Source organism: Aeromonas sp. MaB10011B (assembly GCF_017939325.1).
Lineage (GTDB): Bacteria > Pseudomonadota > Gammaproteobacteria > Enterobacterales > Aeromonadaceae > Aeromonas > Aeromonas caviae.
The window spans coordinates 103,639-117,434 of record NZ_JAGKRK010000002.1 but is presented as its reverse complement, the minus strand read 5'-3'; the positions used below and the strand labels follow the sequence as shown (position 1 = coordinate 117,434).

Annotated in this window: 11 protein-coding genes; 1 reads left to right on the top strand and 10 read right to left on the bottom strand. The window is 64.5% G+C overall.

Annotated elements, in window-relative coordinates; all coding sequences use genetic code 11:
- Nucleotides 1-76: 76 nt before the first annotated feature.
- The gene (locus J9893_RS01290; protein WP_010676046.1) at nucleotides 77-751 is read left to right on the top strand and encodes a 7-cyano-7-deazaguanine/7-aminomethyl-7-deazaguanine transporter; all 675 of its coding nucleotides are present in this window, start codon (nucleotides 77-79) and stop codon (nucleotides 749-751) included.
- 271 nt (nucleotides 752-1,022) lie between these two features.
- On the opposite strand, the gene rraA is transcribed toward J9893_RS01290, so the two are convergent.
- The 10 genes from rraA to hlyD all read right to left on the bottom strand — a co-directional run bounded on the left by rraA (nucleotide 1,023) and on the right by hlyD (nucleotide 13,790).
- The gene (rraA, locus tag J9893_RS01285; RefSeq protein WP_010676045.1) at nucleotides 1,023-1,508 is read right to left on the bottom strand and encodes a ribonuclease E activity regulator RraA; all 486 of its coding nucleotides are present in this window, start codon (nucleotides 1,506-1,508) and stop codon (nucleotides 1,023-1,025) included.
- Nucleotides 1,509-1,661: 153 nt separating this feature from the next.
- Nucleotides 1,662-3,086, bottom strand: a complete 1,425-nt coding sequence (gene mgtE / locus J9893_RS01280; protein ID WP_185975496.1) for a magnesium transporter — start codon at nucleotides 3,084-3,086, stop codon at nucleotides 1,662-1,664.
- 132 nt (nucleotides 3,087-3,218) lie between these two features.
- The gene (gene cysG, locus J9893_RS01275; RefSeq protein WP_143236916.1) at nucleotides 3,219-4,625 is read right to left on the bottom strand and encodes a siroheme synthase CysG; all 1,407 of its coding nucleotides are present in this window, start codon (nucleotides 4,623-4,625) and stop codon (nucleotides 3,219-3,221) included.
- A 12-nt stretch (nucleotides 4,626-4,637) separates the two neighbouring features.
- A complete protein-coding gene (nirC, locus tag J9893_RS01270) occupies nucleotides 4,638-5,450 on the bottom strand; it encodes a nitrite transporter NirC (RefSeq protein ID WP_143236917.1) in 813 nt (270 codons plus the stop codon).
- A 137-nt stretch (nucleotides 5,451-5,587) separates the two neighbouring features.
- The gene (gene nirD, locus J9893_RS01265; protein ID WP_041202829.1) at nucleotides 5,588-5,905 is read right to left on the bottom strand and encodes a nitrite reductase small subunit NirD; all 318 of its coding nucleotides are present in this window, start codon (nucleotides 5,903-5,905) and stop codon (nucleotides 5,588-5,590) included.
- 100 nt (nucleotides 5,906-6,005) lie between these two features.
- Nucleotides 6,006-8,552, bottom strand: a complete 2,547-nt coding sequence (gene nirB, locus J9893_RS01260; RefSeq protein WP_185975497.1) for a nitrite reductase large subunit NirB — start codon at nucleotides 8,550-8,552, stop codon at nucleotides 6,006-6,008.
- A gap of 305 nt (nucleotides 8,553-8,857) precedes the next feature.
- A complete protein-coding gene (locus J9893_RS01255) occupies nucleotides 8,858-9,946 on the bottom strand; it encodes an ABC transporter permease (RefSeq protein WP_143236919.1) in 1,089 nt (362 codons plus the stop codon).
- Between the two features lie 3 nt (nucleotides 9,947-9,949).
- Complete coding sequence (locus J9893_RS01250; RefSeq protein WP_143236920.1) at nucleotides 9,950-11,059, bottom strand: ABC transporter permease; 1,110 nt, start codon at nucleotides 11,057-11,059, stop codon at nucleotides 9,950-9,952.
- Nucleotides 11,056-12,825, bottom strand: coding sequence for an ATP-binding cassette domain-containing protein (locus J9893_RS01245; RefSeq protein ID WP_143236921.1), 1,770 nt, complete (start codon nucleotides 12,823-12,825; stop codon nucleotides 11,056-11,058). The genes J9893_RS01250 and J9893_RS01245 overlap by 4 nt, the downstream gene beginning before the upstream one ends.
- Nucleotides 12,822-13,790, bottom strand: a complete 969-nt coding sequence (hlyD, locus tag J9893_RS01240) for a secretion protein HlyD (protein WP_143236922.1) — start codon at nucleotides 13,788-13,790, stop codon at nucleotides 12,822-12,824. The genes J9893_RS01245 and hlyD overlap by 4 nt, the downstream gene beginning before the upstream one ends.
- Nucleotides 13,791-13,796 lie beyond the last annotated feature (6 nt).

Genomic DNA, 13,796 nt, shown 5'->3' with positions numbered 1-13,796 from the left:
GTATAATCTCGCCCCTTGATTATCGCCATGGTGGCGATATGGGTTCCCTAACCCCATTAACCAAAAAGGTCACAATATGAACCTGACTCCGGCTCAGTACCAGACGGCACTGATGCGTCTCTCGCTGTTCCACATCCTGATCATTGCCAGCAGCAACTACCTGGTGCAGCTGCCGATCACCATCTTTGGCTTCCACACCACCTGGGGTGCCTTCAGCTTCCCGTTCATTTTCCTGGCCACCGATCTGACGGTGCGGATTTTCGGCGCAGGCCTGGCGCGCAAGATCATCCAGACCGTGATGCTGCCGGCATTGACCGTATCCTACGTGCTCTCGGTACTCTTCTTCGAAGGGAGCTTCCAGGGGGTGGGCAATCTGGCAGAGTTCAATCTCTTTGTTGCCCGGATCGCGTTAGCCAGCTTTATGGCCTATCTGGTGGGACAGTTCATGGATGTGGTGGTGTTCAACCGCCTGCGCCTGCTGAAAGCCTGGTGGGTGGCACCGGCGGCCTCCACCCTGTTCGGCAATCTGGTGGATACCATCGCCTTCTTCAGCATCGCCTTCTGGCGCAGCACGGATCCCTTCATGGCCGAGCACTGGGTCGAGATCGCGACCGTGGATTACGTATTCAAGTTGCTGATAAGTCTGGGGTTATTTGTGCCGCTTTACGGTGTGCTGCTGCGCTATCTCAGCCGCAAGCTGGTGGGGGAGGCCGGATTGGCTGGCCTGCAAGCTGCTACGCGACAAGCCTGATGAGATTGACCACCCCCATGGGTGGTCAATTTTTTTGTGATCTTCACAAATAAGGCTTGCACAGTTAAATGAGAATGATTATTGTTAACTTGTTTTCCGGGAAAGACTTCATTTGTTCCAACGTGATGGACTTCTTGTGAAGGCACGACATTGCTCACATTGCTTCCAGTTAAGGGGCCAGTAGTTTACTGGCCCTCTTTTTTTGCGTCTTTTCCGCCATCAGCGGGCATAAAAAATGGGAGCCAGGGCTCCCATTTTCACTCAGCGCTGTTTACTCGATGTCGAGGGCATCGGGGGAGAGGATCACCCCTGTGGTATCGGCATAGAGGTGGTCGTCCGGCAGGAAGGTGACGCCGCCGAAGTTGACCGGCAGATCGGTTTCCCCGATATCCTTGCTGTCGGCGCCCACCGGAATGGCCGCCAGGGCCTGAATGCCGATGTCGAGATCTTCCAGGATATCGACCTCACGGACGCAACCGTAGCAGACGATCCCTTCCCACTCATTTTCCGCCGCCGTGGTGGCGATCTCGCTGTCGATCAGGGCACGACGCATGGAGCCGCCACCGTCGATCAACAGCACGCGACCAACGCCGTTCTCTTTGACGAGTTCACGGATTAGGCCGTTTGATTCGAAGCATTTGACCGTGGTGATGACGCCGCCGAAAGAGGCGCGGCCGCCGAAGGAGCAGAGCATGGGTTCGAGTACATCCACCATGTCCTGATAGATGTCGCACAGTTCTGAAGTGTTGTATTCCATTGTGTCAGATCCACCGCTGGAAACAGGTGGATCCAGTATAAGGAGTGGGGTTGGCATTTCAACGACTATTCCTTGCCCAGTGGCGGGAAATGCCGTTTTGCGCGAAAGCGGCCCCGCGTCATGGCAGGAGCCGCAGACGGTCAGCCTCGGGCCCTAGAGCAGAAACAGGGTCGCCAACCCCAGGAAGATGAAGAAGCCGCCGGTGTCGGTGATGGCGGTGATCATCACGCTGGCCCCCACCGCCGGGTCGCGCCCCAGCCGGCTCATGGTCATGGGGATGATGACCCCCATCAGGGCCGCCACCAGCAGGTTGAGGATCATGGCGAGCGTCATCACCGCGCCCAGCGCCGCATCCTGATAGAGCAGGAAGGTGGCGATGCCCATGATGCCGCCCCACACCAGGCCGTTGATCAGGGCTACCCCCAGCTCGCGCCACAGCAGGAAGGAGACGTTGCCGGTCTGGATGTGCTGTAGCGCCAACGCCCGCACTATCATGGTGATGGTTTGGTTGCCGGTGTTGCCGCCGATCCCGGCGACGATAGGCATCAGGGCCGCCAGCGCCACCAGCTGGGAGATGGTGTGCTCGAACAGGCCGATCACCCGCGATGCCACGAAGGCGGTGCAGAGATTGATGGCGAGCCAGGCCCAGCGGGTCTTGACCGCCTTGGAGACGGGGGCGAACACATCTTCTTCCTCGCTGATCCCCCCCATGCGGCGCAGGTCGGTGTCGCTCTCCTCATAGACCAGGTCCACCACCTCGGCGACGGTGAGCCGTCCCATCAGCTTGCCCCTAGCATCCACCACGGCGGCGGAGACCAGGTCGTCCCGCTCGAAGGTGCGGGCGGCGGCCTCGTCGTTGTCTTCCGGATCGAAGGTGACCGGATCCTTCTCCATCGCGTCGCTCACCAGGGTTTCGGGCTTGTGCAGCAGCACGGCGGTGAGGGGCAGCTCCCCCTGCAGCCGGTTGCGCCGATCGGTGACGAACAGCTTGTCGGTGTTCTCGGGGATCTGGCCGCGCAGGCGCAGATAGCGCTGGACGGTGGCCAGGGTCACGTCGGGCCGCACCGTGATGAGCTCGAAGTCCATCATGGCGCCGACCGTGTGCTTGCCGTAGCGGATCACCTCCCGCACCTTGTCCCTGTCCACCGGCGCCATGGAGGTGAGCAGCCGCCCCATCAGGTTGCGGGGCAGGTGCTGGCCCAGGTAGATCTGGTCGTCGATGTCGAGGGTGCTCAGGGCGTGCAGCAGCTCCTTGTCGCTCATGCCGCTGATGAGGCTGTCCCACACCGTCTCCGACGCTTCCACCAGGATCTGGCCGTGCTTGTCTGCATCCACCTGCTGCCACAGCACGTGGCGCTCGTCCGGCGGCAGGGACTCCAGCGCATCGGCGATATCGGCGGCGGGCAGGCTGTTGACCAGCCGGGTCAGCTCGCTGGTCTGGTTCCGAAGCTCTGCGTCCTGCTCCCCTTGCGGGTCGAGCAGGCTCTCGGTGAGGGCGTCATCGGCCAGCAGCAGCGTGAGGATGCGGGCTCTGTCGTGTTCACGCTGTTTGGCGCTGTTCTTGGGGGGGAGGGACATGAAGCAGAATTCCTGAATTCGGTGATCCGGCGGACAGTCCCCATAGGATACCAGACTCAAAACAAGAGGTTATGACAGTAAATGCAGAAAAAGAAACGCCACCCGAGGGTGGCGTTGGAATGGATGCAGCGATCAGGCCGAGGCCAGGGCCGCGTCGGCGGTGCATCCTTGCCCGAACCAGGCAAGCTGGTCGGCCAGGGTCACCACGGATCCCACCATGATCAGCGCCGGGCTTTCGACCCCCACCGCCAGCGCGGGCAACTGATCGAGGGTGCCACGAATGACCCGCTGGCAGGGCTGGGTGCCGCGCTCGATGAGCGCCACCGGGGTGTTGCTCGCCTTGCCGTGGGCCAGCAGCTGCTCGCGGATGGTGGCGCAGGATGAGAGCCCCATATAGAACACCAGCGTCTGCTTGTCCTTGGCCAGCAGCGGCCAGTCGAGATCCCGGGCGCCCCCCTTGCCGTGGGCGGTGACGAAACGCACGCTCTGGGCGTGATCGCGGTGGGTCAGCGGAATACCGGCGTAGGCCGCGCAGCCGCTGGCCGCCGTGATCCCCGGCACCACCTGAAAACCGATGCCGCTGCCGACCAGCGTCTCCAGCTCCTCGCCGCCACGGCCGAAGATGAAGGGGTCGCCCCCCTTCAGCCGCACCACCCGCTGCCCCTTCTTGGCCTCTTCCAGCAAGAGCTGGTTGATCCCCTCCTGCGGTACGCAGTGGTTGCCCGCCTGCTTGCCGACGAAGATGCGTTTGGCGTCGCGGCGCACCAGCGCCATCACCTCGTCGGAGACCAGCCGGTCATAGACCACCACGTCCGCCTGCTGCATCTGGCGCAGGGCGTGCAGGGTGAGCAGACCCGGATCGCCGGGGCCGGCACCGACCAGCACCACCTCGCCAGCGCTCTGGCTTTCGTCGGCAAACAGGCTGTCGGCCAGCTGGTGGGCAGAGGCGCTATCGCCCCGTGCCAGCGCCTGCCCGAGCCGATCCGTCCCGAGCAGCCGTTCCCAGAAGCGGCGCCGCTCGCCCATGGTGGCGAAGCGGGCCTTGACCCGCTCCCGCAGGCTGCCGGCGAAGGCCGCGACGGCGCCCAGATGTTGCGGCAGCAGGGCCTCCAGTTTTTCCCGCAGCAAGCGGGCCAGCACCGGGGCCTTGCCGCCGGAGGAGATGGCCACCATCAGCGGCGAGCGGTCGATGATCGACGGCATGATGAAGCTGGAGCGTTTCGGGTCATCCACCACGTTGGCAAAGATCCGCGCCTGATTGGCGCTCTGGTAGACCAGGGCATTCACCTCGCGCCGATCGGTGGCGGCCACCACCAGCCACTTGCCCGCCAGTTGCTGCGGCGCGAATTCACCGGCCAGCCACTCGATGTTCCCGTTGGCAGCCAGCTCCGCCAGCTCGGGGTCGAGATCGGGCGCGACCACGGTGAGCTGGGCACCGGCATCCAGCAGCAGGCGCGCCTTGCGCTCTGCTACCTCGCCGCCGCCGACCAGCAGCACGGGTTTGTTGTCGAGTCGGCAAAAGATGGGCAAGTAGTCCATGGGGCCTCCGGATCAGGCGGTTCGGGTCTGGTTGGCGGTGCTGGTGGTTTCGCTCACCGCGACCGGGCGCTCAGCTTTCGGGGTGGCATACCAGTAGCCGAGGCCCATAAAGAGGATGCCGGAGACGGTGTTGCCCAGGGTCACCCACAGCAGGTTGTGGCCGATGCCGCCCAGGGTGTAGGCATCCGAGTGGGCACCAAACCAGGAGAGGGCAAACAGGGTCATGTTGGCGATGGAGTGCTCGTAGCCGGAGGCGATAAAGGCCAGCAGGCACCACCAGATGGCGATGAACTTGGCGGCACCCTCGGTGCGCAGCGCCATCCAGATGGCGAGGCAGACCAGCCAGTTGCAGAGGATCCCCTTCATAAACAGGGTCAGGGCAGGTGCCTGGGTTTTGGCCAGCGCCACCTTGTGGGCCAGACTGCCCGCGTCCGGCAGCAGGCTGCCGCCGTAGGAGTAGATGAGCGCCACCAGGATGGAGCCAATCAGGTTGCCCGCCCAGGTCTGCGGCAGGATACGCAGCAGGTCGGCCATGGTGATTTTGCCGGTCTTCACCCCGAAGGTGAGGAACATGGTGTGGCCGGTAAACAGCTCGGAGCCGGCGATGATCACCAGGGTCAGGGCGATGCCAAAGGTGGCCCCCATCACCAGCGGACGGATGCTCGGGTCCACCAGGTTGCCCAGGGTGAAGATGAGAATGATGCCAAGGCCCACATAGGTCCCCGCCATGGCGGAGCTGAGCCAGAAGCCGAGCTTGTCGCTGCGCTCGAAGCGGTTGATGCGGGCCGCGTTGGCGGCGCACTTGTTGATGGTTTCGGTATACATCTTTGTTTCCTTCAAGAGGGCCGCCCGCGGGCAACCCTGACTGTTTCTTCAACCCCCTCCCAGCCTCCCCCTTGTTCAGGGGGAGGGGCTTTTTGCTCCCTCACCTGTGAAGGGGAGGGCCGGGGTGGGGTCTGGTGTTAGACGGCGACCCAGACCTGCTGGTCGCGCACTTCAACGGGGTAGCTCTGCACCGACATCGCAGGGTTGTCGAAACAGTGGCCGTCGCTCAGGCGAAAGCGCTGCTTCTTGAGCGGGCTGGCCACCCAGAGCTCGCCGTCGTGTTCGCAAATCAGGCCCCGCGACAGCACGTTGGCGGCGAAGAAGGGATCCCGGTTGTCGATGGCGAACACCTCGGCCGCCGCGCTCGGGCGGAACAGAGCGATCTGACGACCCTCGATCAGAGCGCAGACGCCGGTGCCCGGCAGGATGTCGTTGAGTTGGCAGGCAAGTTTCATCGCTTAATCTCCACCTCGAGTTGGATGGACTGGCTATCGAGCAGGGCGCAAACGTCCATGCAGCCCATCAGGATGCCGTTGAGTTGGCAGGCTAATTTCATCATTTGGTCTCCACCTCGATCTGGTAGACGGGGATGCGCTCGGCCGGAGTGGCGGGTCTGTGCTGGTCGCGCTCACTGACGAACTGCACGTCCGGATCGCGCTTGTCGCTGTTGATGAAGTGGCTGAAGCGCTTGAGCGCCTCCTCTTCGTTGAGGGTGCGCGACCATTCGCACTCGTAGCTGTCGATGAGGGTCTGGATATCGCGCTCCAGCGTCTCGGCCAGCCCCAGCTTGTCGTCGACGATCACTTCGCGCAGGTAGTCGACGCCCCCTTCCAGGTTGCCGAGCCAGACCGAGGTGCGCTGCAGTTTGTCGGCGCTGGTGACGTAGAACATCATAAAGCGGTCGATCAGCTTGATGAGGGTCTCGCGGTCGAGGTCAGACGCCAGCAGGTCGGCGTGGCGCGGCTTCATGCCGCCGTTGCCGCCCACATAGAGGTTCCAACCCGCATCGGTGGCGATGATGCCGACGTCTTTGCCCTGGGCCTCCGCACATTCGCGGGTACAGCCGGAGACGCCGAACTTCATCTTGTGCGGGGTGCGAATCCCCTTGTAGCGGTTCTCGAGGAAGACCCCGAGGCCAACGCTGTCCTGCACGCCGAAGCGGCACCAGGTGCTGCCGACGCAGGTTTTGGCCATGCGCAGTGCCTTGGCGTAGGCCTGACCGGTCTCGAATCCGGCCGCCAGCAGCTTGCGCCAGATGGCGGGCAGATCATCCTTCTGGGCCCCGAACAGACCGATGCGCTGGGCGCCGGTGATCTTGGTGTAGAGCTTGTAGTCGCGGGCCACTTCGGCCACCGCCAGCAGCCCTTCCGGGGTCACTTCGCCGCCGGCCATGCGCGGGATGACGGAGTAGCTGCCGTCCTTCTGCATGTTGCCGAGGAAGATGTCGTTGGTGTCCTGCAGCGGGATATTGCGCGGGCTCAGCACATGCTCGTTCCAGCAGGAGGCGAGGATGGAGCCGACGGTCGGTTTGCACACCTCGCAGCCATAGCCCTGACCGTGTTTGGCCAGCAGCTCGTCGAAGCTCTTGATCCCCTCCACCTTGACCAGGTGGAACAGCTCCTGACGGGAGTGGGGGAAGTGGGCGCAGAGGTGGTTGTTGACCTCGATGCCCTGCTTCACCAGCTCGGCGTTGAGCACCTGGCTGATGAGCGGCACACAGCCGCCGCAGCCGGTGCCGGCCTTGGTGTGCTGCTTGATGGCGGCCAGCGTGGTGTGCCCCTCGGCCACCGCCTTGGCGATGTCGCCCTTGGAGACGTCGAAGCAGGAGCAGATCTGGGCGCTCTCCGGCAGGGCATCCACCCCCAGGGTCGGTTTGGCTCCGGCGTAGGCGGGCAGGATCAGGGTATCCGGGTGGCTCGGCAGCGGCAGGGCGTTGAGCATCATCTGCAGCAGGTTGCCGTAATCTTCCACGTCACCCACCAGCACGGCGCCGAGCAATCGGCTGTTGTCCTCGCTCACCACGATCTTCTTGTAGACGCCGGCCTGATCGTCCTGGAACACATAGCTGTGGCTGCCCGGGGTGCGGCCGTGGGCATCACCGATGGAGCCGACGGAGACGCCGAGCAGCTTGAGCTTGGCGCTCATGTCCGCCCCTTCGAAGCGGCTGTCGCCGCCCTGCAGGTGGTCGACGGTGATCTGGGCCATCTTGTAGCCCGGTGCCACCAGCCCGAAGAAGCGGCCCTGCCAGGCGGCGCACTCGCCGATGGCGTAGATGTCGGGGTCGGAGGTGAGGCAGTGATCGTCGATGACGATGCCGCCGCGCTCGGCGATGGCGAGATCACCGTAGCGGCCCAACGTATCTTGCGGTCGAATACCGGTGGAGAAGACCACCACGTCCACTTCAAGCTGGCTGCCGTCGGCAAAGGCGAGGCGGTGTTTCGCCTGCTCGCCGCCATGCATCAGGATCTCGCTGGTGCTCTTGCTGGTGTGTACCTGCACGCCCATGGATTCAATCTTGCGGCGCAGCAGCTGGCCGCCCTGACCGTCGAGCTGCTCGGCCATCAGCACAGGAGCAAACTCCACCACGTGGGTCTCGAGACCCAGCGCCTTGAGGGCGCCGGCGGCTTCGAGGCCAAGCAGACCGCCCCCGATCACCACCCCGCTCTTGCCGCTCTTGGCGGCGCTGCGGATGGCTTTCAGATCCTCGATGGTGCGATAGACAAAGCACTCATGGTGCTGACTGCCCTGGATGGGCGGCACCCAGGGGTAGGAGCCGGTGGCCAGCACCAGCTTGTCGTACTCGACCACAGTGCCCTTGTTGGAGTGCACTTCGCGGTTGGCCCTGTCGATTTTTTTCACCGCTTCGCCGAGCAGCAGGCGGATGCCGTGCTTGTCGTAGAAGCCGGGTTTGACGAGGGAGAGATCTTCGCTGGTGTGATGGGAGAAGTAGGAGGAGAGATGGACGCGATCGTAGGCGGGACGGGGTTCTGCACCGAAGACGGTGATCTCGTAGCGGCCCGGATCGGCCCGCTCGATCAGCTCTTCGATGAAGCGGTGCCCCACCATGCCGTTGCCCACAACGACCAGTCTGACTTTGCTCATAGTTGCCTCAAGTTTGGAGTAATAAAACATCATTCTGGGGCTAGGCTACCCAGTCGGCAGGTGTGGGCGATTGATGCAAATCAAGTGTCTATTTATATATCTCCTAAGGGGTAATTCGAGAAAATTCAATACTATACAAAAATAGGTATACCAGTTGATGATTTCTGGGCTGGCTCGGGGTGAGGAATGGTGGAGGGAAAGCCCGGTTTACCAACTACCGGGGAGTGAAAACTTCTGTCGGAAAAAGACCGGTCTCGCACTGGCGAGACCGGTATCAATGGGCATCAGCTGAGCAAGGTGGCGAGTCAGACGATATGGCGGCGGAACATGGCGAGCGCCAGCGACAGGGTGACGCCGGCGATGGCGAGCAGCGGCCAGATCAGGGGCCAGGCCGCCGACCAGCCGAGCCCCTTCAAAAAGACCCCCTTGAGCAGCACGATGAAGTGGGTGAGGGGGTCGATGGCCGCCAGCCATTGGAACACCTGGGGCATGTTCTCCACCGGCGAGATATAGCCCGAGAGGATCACCGCCGGCACGGTGAAGGAGAAGACCCCGAGAAAGGCCTGTTGCTGGGTCGAGCAGAACGACGAGATGAAGAGCCCGATCCCGGCCAGTGCCAGCCCGTAGCAGACCATGCCCGCCAGCAGCAGACTGAGGCTCCCTGCGAAGGGGAGGTGAAAGACAAAACGGGCGGCCAGCGCGACTATGCACCCTTGTCCCACCGCCACCAGGATGCCGGGCACCGCCTTGCCCGCCATGATCCAGCCTGCGGTGAGGGGGGAAACCAGCAGCTGATCGAAGGTGCCCTCCTCCCGCTCCCGCGCGACCGAGAGGGCGGTGACAATCAGACAGCCGGTGGTGGTGATGATGGCCACCAGGGCCGGCAGGATATGCCAGTGGAATTCGACGTTGGGGTTGTAGAGGTTGCGTACCGCCAGCTCGGGTTGGCCCTTGCCTTCACTTTGCCAGCGGGCGATCACCTGACTGATGTAGCCCGCCGCTACCTGACCGCCGTTGGAGCGGCGTCCGTCGATGATCAACTGCACCTTGGCCGGTTCGCCCCGCGCCAGCCGGCGCGAGAAATCCCCCGGAATAATCAGCCCGAGCAGTGCCTGTTGCTCGGTGATGGCCTCGGTCATGCCCGCCTCGCCCTGCACCGGGATGATGGTGGTGAAGGCGGGCATATGGGTGAGGCGCTCCAGCAGCTCGCGGCTCTGGGCTCCGCCATCCTGGTTGTAGATGGCCAGCGTGTTGCCGGTCACCTCCAGGGTGGCGGCGAACGGGAAGAGGGCGGTTTGCAGCAGCACCGGCATGATGAGCAGAAAGCGCCCCTGGGTGTTGCCCATCAGGGCCTGCAGCTCTTTTCGGATCAGCCACCAGAGTCGGATCAGCATGGGTTACTCCAGAGTGCGCCGCGTCTTGCGGGCGGTCAGGGCCAGCCAGAAACCGGCCAGCAGCAGCAGACAGAAACCGTTGACCAGCAGGATCGAGAAGACGCTGCCCGCCTGATAGAGGGTCTGCAGGGAGCTTGCGAAGTAACGGGCCGGAATGAGGTGGGTGATGGCCCGAAGCAGCGGTGGCATGCTGGCGATCTCGAACACGAAGCCCGACAGCATCACCGCGGGCAGAAACGCAGCGATCAGCGCCGCCTGTGCGGCATTGAACTGGCTGCGCATCACGGTGGAGAGGAACAGCCCGAGCCCGAGGGCGCTGCCGAGAAAGACGCTGGTGACCAGAAAGAGCAGCAGCAGGGAGCCGCGCCACGGCACCGCCATCACCGCCATCGAGAAGAGCAGGCAGAGCAGCATGGCGATGATGCCAAGGCCGTAGTAGGGCAACAGCTTGGAGAGCAGCAGCTCCCCCTTGGTGACCGGGGTGGCGAGCAGCGCCTCCATGGTGCCGCGCTCCCACTCCCGCGCCACCACCAGCGAGGTGAGCAGGGCCCCTATGATGGTCATCACCACCGCAATGGAGCCCGGCACCAGAAAGTTGCGGCTCACCAGCGCCGGGTTGAACCAGGCGCGGCTCTCTATCGACACCGGCATGGCGACCCCCTCGCCAGCGAGCCACCCCTGCCAGATCCCCTGCACATAGTTGGTGACGAAGTTGGCGGTGTTGGGCTCGGAGCCGTCGGTCAGCAGCAGCGCCTGCGGCGTGCCATTACCCTGACCGGCCAGCGCGCGGGAGAAGCCGTCATCGATCACCAGCAGGCCGCGGATCTCGCCACGGGCCAGACTGGCGAGCAGGGACTCCTTGCTCGGGCCGCTGTGGATCTCCAGCGCGGTTGAGCCGCGCAGGGCCTGCTCCAGCCGCACCGCCGGGGCGCCGCTATCGGTACGCCAGATGCCGAGGCGCAGGTGGTCCACATCCAGATTGATGGCGTAACCCATCACCACCAGCAGTACCACCGGCATGATGAAGGCAATGAGGATGCTGCTCGGGTCACGGACGATTTGCAGCGACTCCTTGCGGCAGAGGGCCAGCAGTCGTCGACGGTTGATGCTCATGCGTCCTCCTCGCTGGCCCGCTCGACCAGGGTGATAAAGGCCTCTTCCATTGTTGGCAAAGAACAGGTCGGCAAGGAGCCGGTTGGCAAAGAGGTCGCCGCCTCTTTGGCGGCCAGCCCCTTGAGATCGTCCGGAGTGCCGAGCGCCAGCAGCTTGCCGCGATAGATGAGGGCAATGCGGTCGCAATACTCCGCCTCATCCATAAAGTGGGTGGTGACCAGCACGGTGACGCCGTGATCGGCCAGCGCGTTGATGTGCGACCAGAACTCGCGCCGGGTCACCGGATCGACCCCGGAGGTGGGCTCGTCGAGGAACAGCAGCGGCGGCTCGTGCAGCAGGGCGCAGGCGAGCGATAAGCGCTGGCGCAGGCCGAGCGGCAGGGATTCCGCCTTCTGATCGAGCCAGGGGGCGAGGGCAAAGGCCGTCACCATGGCATCGATCCGCGTCTGCTGGTGGCGGCCGAACAGGCCGTAGATACCGGCGAAGAAGGAGAGGTTCTGCGCCACGGTAAGCTGCTTGTAGAGGGAGAACTTCTGCGCCATGTAACCGAGGCGCTGGCGTGCCGCCGAGGGGCTGTGAGCCAGATCGATGCCGGTTACCAGCGCCTGTCCCTCGCTCGGGCGCAGCAGGCCGCACTCCATCTTGAAGGTGGTGGACTTGCCCGCCCCGTTGGGGCCGAGCAGGCCGAAGATCTCGCCGCGGCGCACCGCAAAGCTGACATCATCGGTGGCGGAAAAATCGCCGAAGCGCTTGGTGAGGTGGCGCGCCTCGATCACCGCCTCGGGGGAGACCCCCTGCGGCAGTTCCGCTTCGCGCATCCCGGTTGCCAGACTCGACTCACCGCCGGGGCCGCCGCCGAGCAGGTCGATAAAGGCATCCTCCAACCGGGGCTGGGCCGGTTGAAAGGCGCCGTTGGCGAGATGCAGCTCTGCCAGCGGTGGGGGCGTCATGCCCGGGTGCAGCAGCAGGCGAACCCGCTCCCCCGCCACCGCGCCATCCATCACCGCCTGGTGAGCCAGTGCCCGGCGCAGCAGGGCGCGCCGCTCGCGGCCATCCAGTTGCCCCGCCTCCAGCAGCCAGCAGCGGCTGGCCATGGCCCCCATCAGATCGGCTGGCGTGCCGCTGGTGCGCACCTCGCCATCCGCCATCAGCAGCACGTGGTCGCACAGCTCCGCCTCATCGAGATAGGCGGTACTCCAGAGCACCGTCATTCCCCCCTTGGCCAGCTCGCGCACCATCTGCCAGAGGGCGCGGCGAGAGATGGGATCGACCCCGACCCCCGGTTCGTCCAGCAGCAGCACATCCGGGGTGCCGAGCAGGGCGCAGGCCAGCCCGAGTTTCTGCTTCATCCCGCCAGAGAGCTTGCCCGCCGGCCTTGCGGTGAAGCGGGCGAGATCGGTGAAAGCGAGCAGCCGCGCGAAGGTGGGCGTGCGTTCGGGCTCCAGTACGCCGCGCAAGTCAGCGTAGAGGGTGAGGTTCTCCAGCACGCTGAGATCCTCGTAGAGGCCGAACTGCTGGGGCATGTAGCCGAGGCGCTGACGCAGCAGATCCCCCTCGCTCACCGGGTCCAGCCCCAGCACCCGGATGGTGCCCGCTTCGGGGATCAGCAGACCGGCCAGCAGGCGCAGCAAAGTGCTCTTGCCCGCGCCGTCGGGGCCGACCAGCCCGGTGATGCCGCCAGCCGGAATGGTGGCCGAGATGGCGTTGAGGGCGACCCGATCGCCAAAGCGTTTGGTGAGCCCCTCGAGGGAGATGGCGCAGCTCATGGGGCCAGCCTGACGGTGACCGGCATCCCTTGGCGCAGGGCCGGGTCGGGATCCTGTACCACGATGCGCAGCCGGTAGACGAGGTGGGTGCGAAGATCCGGCGTTTCCACCGATTTCGGAGTGAACTCGGCGGTGGGCGAGACAAATCCCACTACTCCGTGATAGGGCTTGTCCGGCCGCGAGTCGGTGGTGAGGGTCACCCTGGCGCCGCTCGGGAAGTGGCCGAGCCAGGGCTCCTCCACATAGGCGCGCACCCAGACCGGCGCGGTCAGGGAGAGGTTGAAGGCGGTCGCTCCGCTCTGCACCATGCTGCCGTTCTCGATGGCGCGGCTGATGATGATGCCGTCGCTGGGGGCGGTCAGGCTGGCATCCGCCAGCGCCAGCTCGGCACTGGCGAGCGCCGCTTTGGCCCCTTCCAGCTGGGCATCGGACTGGGCGATTTCCTCCGGGCGGTAGCCGGTTTCGAGCTGGGCGAGCTGTTCGCGTGCCGAGCGCACCTGCGCCTGGGTCTGATCCCGCTGGGAGCGGGCAGTATCGAGCTGACCGCGGGAGATGGCGCCGGTGGCGGCCAATGCGCTCTGGCGGCGCCACTGCTGGTCGGCCTCCAGCGCAGCGGCCTCGGCGGCGGCCAGTGCGGCCCGGGCGCGGTCGGTCTCTTCGCTGCGATAGCCTTTGTGCATCAGGGCGTTGGCGGCAGTGAGTGCAGCCAGATTGGCGCGGGCGCTGTCGCGGCTGTGGGTGAGGGGAGCCGGATCGAGGCGGGCCAGCAGTTGACCGGCTTTCACGCTATCTCCCTCATCGACCAGCACCTGATCGACGCGGCCGCCGACCCGAAAGGCCAGATTGACGTCGCGAATATCGACGTTGCCGTAGAGGATGGAGCCGTCGGCCGGGCGCCCCTGCCACCAGAGGTAGCCACCGATAACAGTTAGCAGCAGGGCCAGGATTGCAATGCGTTGTTTCATGCTGCT

Excerpts from the sequence above, each read along its gene's own strand:
- mgtE (WP_185975496.1), bottom strand. The coding sequence starts at position 3,086 with ATGTCCCTCCCCCCCAAGAACAGCGCCAAACAGCGTGAACACGACAGA.
- nirD (WP_041202829.1), bottom strand. The coding sequence starts at position 5,905 with ATGAAACTTGCCTGCCAACTCAACGACATCCTGCCGGGCACCGGCGTC.
- hlyD (WP_143236922.1), bottom strand. The coding sequence starts at position 13,790 with ATGAAACAACGCATTGCAATCCTGGCCCTGCTGCTAACTGTTATCGGT.
- J9893_RS01290 (WP_010676046.1), top strand. The coding sequence starts at position 77 with ATGAACCTGACTCCGGCTCAGTACCAGACGGCACTGATGCGTCTCTCG.
- J9893_RS01250 (WP_143236920.1), bottom strand. The coding sequence starts at position 11,059 with ATGAGCATCAACCGTCGACGACTGCTGGCCCTCTGCCGCAAGGAGTCG.
- cysG (WP_143236916.1), bottom strand. The coding sequence starts at position 4,625 with ATGGACTACTTGCCCATCTTTTGCCGACTCGACAACAAACCCGTGCTG.
- nirC (WP_143236917.1), bottom strand. The coding sequence starts at position 5,450 with ATGTATACCGAAACCATCAACAAGTGCGCCGCCAACGCGGCCCGCATC.
- nirB (WP_185975497.1), bottom strand. The coding sequence starts at position 8,552 with ATGAGCAAAGTCAGACTGGTCGTTGTGGGCAACGGCATGGTGGGGCAC.
- J9893_RS01255 (WP_143236919.1), bottom strand. The coding sequence starts at position 9,946 with ATGCTGATCCGACTCTGGTGGCTGATCCGAAAAGAGCTGCAGGCCCTG.
- J9893_RS01245 (WP_143236921.1), bottom strand. The coding sequence starts at position 12,825 with ATGAGCTGCGCCATCTCCCTCGAGGGGCTCACCAAACGCTTTGGCGAT.
- rraA (WP_010676045.1), bottom strand. The coding sequence starts at position 1,508 with ATGGAATACAACACTTCAGAACTGTGCGACATCTATCAGGACATGGTG.